9 protein-coding genes and 1 other annotated feature are annotated in these 11,287 nt (G+C 69.3%); of the genes, 1 reads left to right on the forward strand and 8 read right to left on the reverse strand.

What is annotated here, in order from left to right:
- Positions 1–45: 45 nt before the first annotated feature.
- Together ACFQS7_RS05965 and ACFQS7_RS05970 are read right to left on the reverse strand one after the other, a co-directional pair.
- Complete coding sequence (locus ACFQS7_RS05965; RefSeq protein WP_380066100.1) at positions 46–1,407, reverse strand: LLM class flavin-dependent oxidoreductase; 1,362 nt, start codon at positions 1,405–1,407, stop codon at positions 46–48.
- Positions 1,408–1,589: 182 nt separating this feature from the next.
- Positions 1,590–2,033 (reverse strand): hypothetical protein, encoded by a 444-nt coding sequence (locus ACFQS7_RS05970; protein WP_380066101.1) that lies wholly within the window; start codon positions 2,031–2,033, stop codon positions 1,590–1,592.
- A gap of 26 nt (positions 2,034–2,059) precedes the next feature.
- On the opposite strand from ACFQS7_RS05970, the gene ACFQS7_RS05975 reads away from it, so the two are divergent.
- Positions 2,060–2,446, forward strand: coding sequence for a DDE-type integrase/transposase/recombinase (locus ACFQS7_RS05975; protein ID WP_380066102.1), 387 nt, complete (start codon positions 2,060–2,062; stop codon positions 2,444–2,446).
- 370 nt (positions 2,447–2,816) lie between these two features.
- Here ACFQS7_RS05975 and ACFQS7_RS05980 read toward each other — a convergent pair whose 3' ends face one another.
- The 6 genes from ACFQS7_RS05980 to ACFQS7_RS06005 all read right to left on the reverse strand — a co-directional run bounded on the left by ACFQS7_RS05980 (position 2,817) and on the right by ACFQS7_RS06005 (position 11,218).
- Positions 2,817–4,292, reverse strand: coding sequence for an HWE histidine kinase domain-containing protein (locus tag ACFQS7_RS05980; protein ID WP_380066103.1), 1,476 nt, complete (start codon positions 4,290–4,292; stop codon positions 2,817–2,819).
- Entirely contained in the window at positions 4,289–4,777 is a 489-nt protein-coding gene (locus ACFQS7_RS05985) for a response regulator (protein ID WP_380066104.1), read from the reverse strand. The genes ACFQS7_RS05980 and ACFQS7_RS05985 overlap by 4 nt, the downstream gene beginning before the upstream one ends.
- 1 nt (position 4,778) lies before the next feature.
- Positions 4,779–7,049 carry an ATP-binding protein gene (locus tag ACFQS7_RS05990; RefSeq protein WP_380066105.1) on the reverse strand — a complete coding sequence of 757 codons (2,271 nt, stop codon included), beginning with the start codon at positions 7,047–7,049 and terminating at the stop codon, positions 4,779–4,781.
- Positions 7,050–7,263: 214 nt separating this feature from the next.
- Positions 7,264–7,593 carry a hypothetical protein gene (locus ACFQS7_RS05995; protein WP_380066106.1) on the reverse strand — a complete coding sequence of 110 codons (330 nt, stop codon included), beginning with the start codon at positions 7,591–7,593 and terminating at the stop codon, positions 7,264–7,266.
- A 495-nt stretch (positions 7,594–8,088) separates the two neighbouring features.
- Complete coding sequence (locus tag ACFQS7_RS06000; RefSeq protein WP_380066107.1) at positions 8,089–8,634, reverse strand: hypothetical protein; 546 nt, start codon at positions 8,632–8,634, stop codon at positions 8,089–8,091.
- Positions 8,305–8,421 (forward strand) — a sequence feature (AL1L pseudoknot). It overlaps the preceding gene by 117 nt.
- 94 nt (positions 8,635–8,728) lie before the next feature.
- Positions 8,729–11,218 (reverse strand): PAS domain-containing protein, encoded by a 2,490-nt coding sequence (locus ACFQS7_RS06005; protein ID WP_380066108.1) that lies wholly within the window; start codon positions 11,216–11,218, stop codon positions 8,729–8,731.
- Positions 11,219–11,287 lie beyond the last annotated feature (69 nt).

Below are 11,287 nucleotides of genomic sequence, written 5' to 3' on the forward strand. Positions count from 1 at the left end.
TCGCATGATGGCCACGGGCACGGTCGCCCAATGCGGCCGGACGTGTCAGCCCGCCCGGAACCCCGCCGCAGGATGCGGCGCCTGCAGCCGGTCCTGGCCGTACAGCTTGGCACGCATCGTGCCGGGCGCGTAGGCGTTCTTGTAGCGCCCGCGCCGTTGCAGCTCCGGCACCAAATGGTCGGCGATCGCCTCGAAGGTCTCCGGCAGCACGGCATAGGCCAGGTTCAGCCCGTCGACGCCGGTCCGCTCCACCCAGTCCTCCACCGCATCGGCCGCGCCCTTGGCGTCGCCCACCACCACCGGGCCGATGGCGCCCACGGCGCAATGCTCGGCCACGTCGCGCACGGTCCAGACCCGGTCCGGGTCGGCGCGCGTGATGTTCTCCAGCATCGTGCGGTAGCCTTCCTTCTCGATGTAGCGGATCTCCTGATCCAGCGCGTAGCCGGAGAGGTCGAGGCCGGTCCAGCCTGCCATCAGCGTCAGCGAACCCTCGGGGCTCGCATGGCGCAGCGCCTCGGCATGGCGGTCCTCGGCCTCGCTGCGGGTGCCGGCCACCATCACGGTCAGCAGGCTGAACACCTTGAGGCCGGCGGGATCGCGCCCGGCCTCGGCCACGGCGGCGCGCAGTTCCTGCGTGCGGCGCTGGATCACCTCGGCGTTCGGGCCGGAGACGAAGACGCACTCCGCGTGCCTCGCCGCGAAGCCCCGCCCCGCGGCGCTGGTGCCGGCCTGGTACAGCAAGGGCGTGCGCTGCGGCGAGGGTTCGCAGGAATGGATCGCGTCCAGCCGGTAGTGCTTGCCCTCGTGCTTGATCGTGTGCACGCGCGCCGGGTCGGCGAAGACGCCGGTGGCCGGGTCACGCACCGCGGCGCCATCCTCCCAGCTGCCCTCCCACAGCTTGTAGCAGACCTCCATGTACTCCTCGGCCATGGCGTAGCGGTCGTCATGCGCGATCAGGCCGGTGAGGCCATGCGCGCGGGCGCCGCTGTCCAGGTAGCCGGTGACGATGTTCCAGCCGATGCGGCCCTCGGTCAGGTGATCCAGCGTGGAGAAGGCGCGCGCGAGAAGGAAGGGCGAGGTCCAGGTCAGGTTCGCCGTCACGCCGAAGCCCAGGTGCCGCGTGACATGGGCCATGGCGCTGACCAGCATCATCGGGTCGTTGATCGGCAATTGCGCCGCGTTGCGTAACGCGCCGGCGGGGCCGCTGCCATAGACGTCGTACACGCCGATCACATCGGCAATGAACAACCCGTCGAACAGTCCGCGTTCCAGCGTGACGGCCAGGTCGGTCCAGGTGCGCAGCCGATTGTAGGCGCCGCTGCGGTCGCGCGGATTGCGCCATTGCCCGGGAGAGAGATGCCCGACCGTGTTCATGGCGAAGGCGTTGAACAGGATTTCGCGCGGCATGGCGATGGTTCCCTCTCCCATTGGTCCAGTCTAGGGCGTGCTTGCAGATCGATCTACGGCCAGGGGGAGGGGGCATGCTGATGGTAGCCATGGCAAGGTCTTTTGCGACGCCACTCGGTTGCACGGAACGGCGGATCGGACGCATGGAGCCCAGCCCGCGTTCCGGGTCATGCGGTCCGAACCTACTCCAGGCGTCCCAGGTCCAGCATTCGGTTCGGCACGCTGGCGGCGATGGCCACCTCGGCCCTTTGCCGCCCGTCCGTCTGGAAGCGCCTTCCATCACCGATGACGCGCTTCCGACGCGCGATATCGGCCTCCGCCAGGGCGCGCCGGCCATGCCCCGATGCCCGCTGCGAGCCCATCCGGCAGCGCTCGGCGATATGTCGCAGGCGGGCGTCGCGCTGCGTCGGCGCGGTCTCCGCGGGCTCGCCCGGCACCGCGTTCGCGCGCGGCGGCGCGACCACGGCCGCACCGGGATGGCGCGCCGCGACTTCGGCGTCGGCATCGTCCCGGTCGAAGGCGCCGTCGCCGGTGAAGGACGCCACCGGCCCATCCATCGGGTCGAGCAAGGGGCCGACCTGCAAGCCGTCGTCGGCATCCCTGCCGGTCAGCACGCGCGCGGGCATTGTCACGTGCTCCGGCTCTGCCCGGGGTGAGGTCGCTGGGCCACCCTGGCGGGAGGCCGCCGGAGCCCAGGGTCAACGGCCAGCTTTTTTACCCCTGGCGTGCGGCGGATCAGCACAGTGTCGTGCTCGACATCCTCGTCCAGGAGCGCCGCAGTATCGCAGCCGCCAAGCGCTGCCTCAGACGCCTGCTGGCCGGCCTCAAGTACAAGCCCCTGCAAGATCGTCGCGGAGGGGCTCCGCAGCTACGGCGTTGCACAGCGCGAGGTCCTGCCCGACATGCGACATCGGGCGAGCCGTCACCCGAACAATCGTGCCGAGAAGCCGCATGGGCCGACGCGCCGTCGAGAACGCCGGATGCAACGCGTCAAGGCACTCGTGCAAGGCCCGCGGTGCCTCCTCGGCGAACGCGATGATTCAGGGCCACTTCCGTCCACGGCGTCACTTGGTGACCGCCGACCAGCACCGCCGCTCGCGCCACAAGGCTTTCCAGATCTGGCGGCAGGCGACGTGTGCCCAGCTGACACCGTGAGGTCAGGCAAACCGCGCCGTGCGGTCAAACTCGTCCGGTCATCGAACGACGTGACAATGCCGGTGATCGATGACGGGCAGCGCTGCTGCACGGACCAGCGACCGAGGTGGACGTCGTCATCCATGCTCCGAAGCGTATGTTGGACTTGGGACACCCGATCTCCGTCCGTATCGGCCGAACCCAGACGGCGTGGACTTGTTGCGTTCGTCCCGCCGATCCCTGCAACGCGGCCGCCCTTGCATCAACCTTCCGGATCAAATGCACGGAGTGTCGACGCTACGGATTCTCGATGCGACGTCTGCCGCAGAGCCGGCTTGGTCGGTCGGCGCTCCGAGTGAAAATGCGATCTCGCAGACCAGGCCCGTCACCGCCCAGGTGAGCGACACCTTGCCGCCGAGTTGCACGCGTACGGTGCCGTCCAAAACTCGCTGTCCGAACCCGTGCCGCGTCGGCGCATCGGTGACAGGCGGTCCGCCCTCTTCCGTCCAGCGCAGTCGCAGCAATAGCGGCGCATCGAGCTCCTGCTCGACACACCACATTACGGAAACGCGACCGGCCGCCAATGACAGCGCGCCGTACTTCACCGCATTGGTGCCCAGCTCGTGCACGGCCATGGCCAGTGGCTGAACCGCACTCGCTGGCAGCAAGACCTCTGGCCCGTCCAACGCCGCGCGCGTCTGACCCATGTCGAGAAAGGGCATGAGTTCCCCTTTCAACAAGGTGCCCAGATCCGTGCGCGCCCAGCGTCTCTGCGCCAGCAGCGTCTGCGCTCGCGCCAGTGCGGCGACCCGACCCTCGACCGTCCGGATGTAGTCCGACATATCCGCCGCGCGGGTCAGCCGCAGCATCGACTGCACCACGGCCAGCGCGTTCTTCGCTCGGTGGTCAACCTCGCGCGAAAGCAAGGCCTGCCGTTCCTCGGCGGCCTTTCGCTTCGTGATATCATTGAAGAGGATTGCGACGTGCCGTTGCTCGGGCTCGCCGACGCGGAAGGCATAAACGTCGTACCATCGTCCGTCGAGATTAGCGGCACGGTTCTCGAAGCGGACCGATTCGCCGTTGAGCGCGACACGGCCGTAGATCTCGAACCAATGATCCTCATGCGCCGGCGCGAATTCGCGCATCGTCTTGCCCGCAGCCTGGCGCATTCCAGTCAGGCGCTCGAAGGCGGGATTGATCTCGAGGAAGCGGTAGTCATAGGCGCGCCCATCTGCGCCGAAAAGTACCTCGACGATGCAAAAGCCTTCGTCGATCGCCTCGAACAGCATGCGGTACCGCTGCTCACTTTTGTGCAGCGCCACCCGTGACTCGCGGTGCTCGACTCGAGCCCGCGCTTCGATGACGGCGCGTTCAACGGCGACCGGCAGCCGCGCCAGGCGTTGCTTGACCACGTAGTCAGTAGCACCGCCTTTGACCGCCTTGACTGCTGTCTCCTCGCCCAAGGTGCCTGAGACGAAGATAAAGGGCGTGTTGGGTGCCAGTTCGCGCGCGAGCGTCAAAGCCGTGAAACCGTCAAAATCGGGCAGCTCGAAGTCGGCCAGGATTAGATCGAAGACGCCTTTCGCCAGTGCGGCGACGTAGGCGCCTCGCGTCGCCACGACATGGACGGTGTAGGAGAAGCCCATGCGCGCAAGGTACGCATCGATCAAGTCGGCGTCGACTGGGTTATCCTCGAGATGCAGGATATGGCAGCGGTCCTCGGGCGACGGCGAGGTGCAAGGAAATTTCACAGGTTGGCGCCAACGCCCAACCCCGAGACGGCCCCGTCCGGATCAGGGTGCGGCTCGTTGAGCACGGCCCAGAAGGCCCCGATGTCCCGGATGGCTTCGAAGAAATCGCGGTGGCCCACGGGCTTCACCACGAAGGCGTTGACGCCGAGGCCGTAGCTGCGGATGAGGTCCTGCTCCTCGCGCGACGAGGTGAGCATGACCACGGGCACATGCCTGGTCAGCGGGTCTCCCTTGATGCGCTCCAGCACCTCTAGCCCATCCACCAGAGGCAGCTTGATGTCGAGCAGCACCACTGCGGGGAGAAGCACCGTGCCAGCGCATTCCGGCTCCGCGTTGCTGCGCCGGAACAGGTGGTCCAGCGCCTCCACCCCGTCACGCGCCACCACGACCGGGTTGGCCAGTCGACTTTTCTCCAGTGCCGCTAGCGTAAGCTCCACGTCATTCGGATTATCCTCAACCAGCAAAACAGGCCTCAACTGCGCCATGTCAATTCGCCTCCTCCGTCGGCGCCTCTTGCCGCGGCAGTGTGAAATGGAAGGTCGCGCCCTTGCCAGGCTCGGCCTTGGCCCAGATCCGGCCACCATGGCGCTCGACGATGCGCTGCGCGTTGGCAAGGCCAATCCCGACGCCCTCGAACTCCTCCGCGCGATGTAGGCGCTGGAACACGCCGAACAGCTTGTGGGCATATGCCATGTCGAAGCCGACGCCGTTGTCGCGCACGCGGATGACGACCTCGCCGCCTGACATTTCGCCGCTGACTTCGATTACTGCAGGGGATCGGTCCCGGGTGTACTTGACCGCGTTTGACAGAAGGTTCTGGAATACTTGCTTCAACATGGTGGGGTCGGCCTGCACCATCGGCATCGGCCCGACCCGCCATTCGATCCTCCGCCCCGCCTGCTCCGGCTCCAGCGCCCGTCGCACCTCGGCCACCACCACGGCTGGATCGAACTCGATCGGGACCAGCGCCGTACGGCCCATCTGCGAGAAGTTCAGCAGCGCATCCACCAGGCGGCCCGCAGTTTCCGCTGCCGCGGCGATGGTGGCGACATATCGCCGGCCTCGTTCGCTGAGCGAGACTCCCTCGTGTTCCCGTAGCAACTCGGCGAAGCCGACAATGTGGCGGAAGGGCGCACGGAGGTCATGCGAGACCGAGTATGAGAACGCGGCCAGTTCCTTGTTCACCCGCTCCAAGCGGCCGCTGAGCTCGGCCCGCTCTTCGGCCGCGCGCAGCACGACGCCGACGACCGCGGTGCGCAGGTCACGCGCGGACTCTATCTCGGCCGTGCTCCAGGCAGCAGAACGCAGCCGCACGGTCTCCACCCAAGCGGCAAAGGATCGGCGCGGATGCAGCCGGTCCGGAGCCGGCTCTGCCGGCTTGCGAGGGTCGCCGCCCCAAGCGACCGTGCGGACCACCTCGGGTCGGAACCAGAGCAGGTAGCTGGGGTGCAGCTTGGAGATCGACACGGCCAGCAGCCCACTTGCGGTGTCTGCGAAGGGGCTGGCTTCGGGCAGCAGCGACGCCAGGGAGCAGGTTTCGAATACCTCGTCCTCGCCGCGCTTTGCCAGCCAACCTGCAATGCGCCGCACCTCGGCTTCTGGAGGCGTACGGCCAGCCAGAGCGCAACCGCCCTCGGTGAGGACCGCCGCCCCGGCCGCCCCGGTCAACTCAAGCAAGTCCGATGGCACGGCGAGGAGACCATCCGCGAGGCTTGCGGGCGCCGCCGCCATCCGCGCGAGAAGGCGCCCCTCAAGGCTCTTCAGCCGCGCGCGCGCTTCAGCAAAGGCCATCTCCTCGCGCGAAGCGACGCGGACGGCCAGCATCTGCGCCAACATGTCGCAGGCGTTCCGGGCCGCGAAGGAAACCCGGCGTGGTTCGGCGTGATGGCAGGATACCAGCCCCCACAGCTGGCCGTCGCCGCGCAGGATGGAGACCGACATGGATGCCGGCGTGCCCATGTTGCGCATGTATTGGAGGTGAACAGGTGAGACACTACGCAGACCGGCATAGGTGAGGTCGAGCGGCGGCCCGGGTCGTGCCGACAGGATCGGCACCGGCGTGTAGTCTACGTCCGCAATCAGGCGCTGCGAGTTGATCTCGTAGAGCCGCCGGGCCTGTGCCGGGATGTCGGAGGCGGGAAAGCGCAGACCGAGGTAGGAAGGCAAGCGCCCGTTGCCATCCTCGGCGAGCACGGTGCCATCCCAGTTCTCCTCGAAGCGATAAACAAGCACCCGGTCAAAACCAGTGATGCGTCTCACCGCGGAGGCTGCGGTGGCGGCCAACGCCTCCAACGAGGTGGCGCGCCCGAGCCGCGCGAATGCTTCCCGCACACCGGGGTAAAGCGCTTCAAGTGTCGATCGCGGCGCCGGCCCGTCATCCTTGAACTCCGACTCGAGTTCCAAGACGGCGTGTCCGTCGAGCGAGCGATGACCGATCGCCTGGAAAGCCGCGCCGGATGCCGCACGGAAGCGGCCAAGCTGCAGCGGACCTGTCTCCGGCAGGCCCCGCATTCCTTCGCAAAGGTGCTCATGCGGCAGGTCGGCGAAGATGTGCGCGATCGGCTGACCGAATGCGGCGGCAATCCCGCCGGGGAGCACAGTTCCCGCACCGGCACTGGCATGGATGAGTGCGAGACCGTCACCGGCGAAGGCGAGCAGGTGCCCATGCGGCTGGATGCTGCCGGGGACATGGATAGGCTCGCGGTCACACCCTATGGTAGGGTCGTCGGGAACTGACGCATTGCCCGAAACGGTCAAGGCGATGGCGCCGCTGCGGCGAGGATACAACGATGCCGCATGGCTGCCCAGGTCGCGATACGTGCGGACGCTTCGAGCCGGATCTTGAGGCCACGACGGAGGTTGCCGCCATCCAAGCTCCAATCCATGCCCCTCGAGTGAAGTCTTCGGTTTCTCTGGCTCGGACCGAGGCACTGCAGTGCGTGTGGGGCGGATCGGTCGTCTCGGCCGAGCATTAGGCGCTGCCGTCTCCGGATCTTGGCAAGGCAGGCTGCGAGGCATCAGGGGCGTCGGTTGCCGCCGCGGTATGCTCCCGCCATAACCGCGCCTTCGCGGCGGCAAGGGAGGCGCGGCGGTCGGCGAACTCCACCTCGCTGAGCCCTTCCAGCACCCCGGCATCGCGCAACGCGCTCAGCACCAACGCTCGCAAGGTGAGGCCGCGTGCTTTGGCGGCGGCACGTACCTTGCTCCGCACAGCTGGCGGGACCATGACGCAGAGCTGAACCTCGGCCGAGGCGCTGACAGGACCGGAGGAAGTCTGCGGGGGCGAGCGGGTCAGCGGCACCTCTGAAAGTCTCTCATTCACAAACACATCCTCTATATGTCTAAGCGAACTTTCCAACCGTCGTCCAGCCTCTAGATTGAATGGTAAAAGTTTTTTTGTATCTGGGGTTGTAATCGCTCAATATTTGCAGGGCGAGGAAAGCAAACTTGTTCCCTCGAGCGGGATTCATGCGATTTAGAAACTAGTTCTTCCCCAGGACAGATTGATTTGTCGAAGAGGTGTCACGCGGTGCGACACCGCGGTCGGGCGCGGTTATGGCGCGGCGTCGCGTTGGGCAGGAGGATCTCCTCGCGCGGCCGGAGGCCCTGGCAGCGACGACGCTGACTGAGGGCGCCGCCTTGCTCGACCGCGACCGCGATGGACCACGCACTCGCCTTCGGACCGCCCCGGGTTTGCCGGAGGCCCCAACCGTTGAGAGGATGGGACAACGCCAAAGAAGACGTCGAACCGATGTTCGCCTGAGGCACGGCAGCGGGCGGTCCGGACAGTGCTGGGTCATGGCGGCGACCATGCGTCGCGCTGGGCGGCGATCGGGTCAACCGCGGGCAGGATCGGCTGCACGACCGAGATGCCCAGGAAGCGGGTCCGCCAGACCGGGCGCGACGAAAGGCAGCGGCCTGGCCTGACGAGCGGGGATCGCAGGCGGATCAGAACGCAGGAGCGCGAGGTCCGCGATCTGCGGCAGGCCAACGAGATCCCGCGCAAGGCATCGGCGTATTTCGCGGTGGCGGAGCTCGACCGCCGATCGAAGCCATGATCGCGTTCATCGACGATCACCGCGCAGCCTACGGGGGCGAGCCGATCTGCAGGGTGCTGCGGATCGCCCCGTCGACCTGGCATGCCCGTGCTGCCGTTCGGATGGATCCAGCCAAGGGCTCGGCCCGGCGCCGCCGTGACGCCGCGTTCTGCGCCGCGATCCGGCGGGTTCACGAGGCGAACGTCGGCCTCTGCGGCGTGCGCAACCTCCGGCGCCAGTTCCGGCGCGAAGGCACCGCGGCCGCCCGCTTCGGGCGCGAAGCGGAGCTTGGGCTCCCGCTCCAAGCGCAGGGGCCGAGGACCGTCCCGCGGTGCAGCGGTCGGGGACTTCGTCCGGCCAGGCTCCAGCGCGCGACGCGCCCAGCGGATCCTCCCCCATTCAGCCCAGGCGGAGCAGTGGCACTACCTCCGCCGGTGCCACGATACCGGCCAGCGGCGCCTCGACGCGGCCCGTGACGCCTTCCGGGACGAAGTCGATCCACGCCGTCCCGCCGAGGTCATGCGCGAGGCCCCGCTCCACCAGCTTGGTGCCGAAACCCCGGACGGCGGGCGGCACCACCGGCGGGCCGCCCCGCTCCCGCCATGTCAGGCGAAAGCGCGGCGTGGGCCGCGGCGCGACCTCCCAGTGAACCTCGACATGGCCGGCCGGGACCGAGAGGGCGCCATACTTCAGCGCGTTCGTGGCCAGTTCGTGCAGCGCCATGGACAGCGCCACGGCCGCACGCGGCACCAGCCGCAACGGCGGGCCCGAGACCCGGAAGCGCCCGCGGCCGCACCCGCCATGCGGGGCGAGCACGCCGGCCACCACCTCGTCCACGTCCGCCCCCGTCCAGGCTTCGCGCGTCAGCACGTCGTGGGCGGCGGCAAGCGCCAGCAGCCGTGCTTGCAGCCTGCGACGAACCGCCGGGTCGGCGCCGCGCAGGCTCTGCGCCGCGATGGACTGCACGGTGACCAGCGTGTTCTTCACGCGGTGGTTCAACTCGTGGACCATCAGCCGCAGGCGCTCCTCCGTTCGCTTGCGCTCGGTGATGTCGAGCGACGCCCCGACCAGGCCCACCACCGCGCCGGAGTCGTTCCGGAACGGCGCCTTGGTGGACAGCCACACGGCCGGCCTGCCGTCCGGCATGCTCACCGCCTCCTCGAACTGCTCGGCGGTCCCGCCCGCCATGATCCGGTGGTCATTCGCCATGACGATGGCGGCCTGGGCGGGGTCGTCGAGGATCTCGGCGTCCGTCCGGCCGAGGATCGCCTCGAGCGGCTTGCCGACCAGCGCCGCGGTGCCCGCGTTCGCCACCAGCATCCGGCCGTCGCGGTCCTTGGCGTAGACCACGCCCGGCACGGCCGCGACGAAGGCGCGCAGCAGCGCGGCCGAGCGGTCCCGGTCCGCCTCCAGCGCGCGCCGTGCCTCGACGTCGAGCAGGATGCCCGGGAACCGCACCGGCGCACCGTCGGGGCCGAGGTCCACGCGCCCGTTCGCCTCGATCCGGCGATAGGCGCCGTCGCGGCTGCGCACGCGGTACTCGTGCCGGTAGGGACCGCCCCGCGCCAGGCTTTCGTCGATCGCGGCGCGCAGCCCGGGGAGGTCCGCCGGATGGACGGTGGCAAGGACCTGCTCCAGCGGGAGGCCGGAGCGGCCGAGGGCGGGGTCGATCCCGAAATGCTCGGCGAAGCGCTCGTCCACCGTGACCCGGTCGGCGACCAGGTCCCAGTCCCAGGTGCCGACGATGGCCCCGGCGGCCAGCGCGAGCTGCACGCGCTCCGCCGCGGCGAGGGCCTCCTCGTTGCTGCGCGCAAGCGCCGCCACAGCCTCGCGCGCCGCGGTGCAGTCCCGGATGATGCCTAGGATACGCACCGGTCGGCGGCCGGCCGGCGCGGCAGGATCCGGGACGAAGATGGTGCGGCCGGTCGACGCCAGCCAGCGCACCGCCCCGTCCGGGCACCGCACGCGGTAGTCGAGGGCGAGCCCATCCTCGGGCTCGGCCGGGTCGAGGGCGCGGGCGACGGCCGCCTCCGCCGCGGCGCGGTCCTCGTCCAGCAGCGTCGCGGCCCAGGTGGCGTAGTTTACGGCGGCGTCGGGCGGCAGGCCGAACAGCGCCCTGCAGCGCGCGTCCCAGATGACCACGTCCGTGCCCGCCGCCACCTCCCACCGCCAGGTGCCGAGGTCGGCGGCGTCGAGCGCGAGGCGCAGCCGCTCGCTTCCCTCCGCGAGCGTCGCTTCGCGCGCGACGAGCGCGGCTTCCGCGGCGGCGAAGCCCTGCCGCAGCGCCTCCAGCTCCGCCACATGGGCGGGCGGGATCGCCGCAGCGGACCCGGCCGGCGAGGGCCCGCCGCCCTCGGCGAGCCTGCGCGCATAGACTTCTAGGCGGCGGACCGGCACCAGCACGCCGCGCGCGGCAAGGATCGCCAGGGTGCCGCCGAGCGTCAGCGCGAAAAGGGCGCCGGTGCCGAGCGCGAGGGCCGCGGCGCGCCAGGCGGCGTCGAAGCTGGCGGCAGGGTGCGCCGCGACGACCGTCCAGCCGGGTGCGGTGTCGAGCCGGTGGAAGCCGAACACCTGCTCCGCGCCGTCGAGCGCGGCGGCACGGTAGAGGCCCGAAGGCGCGGCAGCCAGCCGGCGGCGGTTCTCCTCCGGGATGGTCTGCCCGAAGCGTTGGGAGTGCAGCGCATCCGAGCGCGCGACCACCACGCCGCGACCATCCGTCACCGCGGCGAAGGAACCCGCCGGCAGGTTCTGCGCAACGAGGAGGCGGCGGAACACCTCGGGCTCGAGCTGAACCGCGAGGATGAAGGGGATGCGGTCGCCGCGCAGCACGGGCACGGCAACGCCGACCAGGGGCCGGCCCGCCGCGGCGCCGGCCACGAGGTCGGTCACGACGGGTCGCCTCGTCTCCGCCGCCGACCGGAACCTGGCCGCGGCCGAGCCCCCGGCCGGCATCCCGGG

It is taken from the genome of Dankookia sp. GCM10030260, assembly GCF_042666655.1.
In the GTDB taxonomy this organism is placed as follows: Bacteria; Pseudomonadota; Alphaproteobacteria; order Acetobacterales; family Acetobacteraceae; genus Paracraurococcus.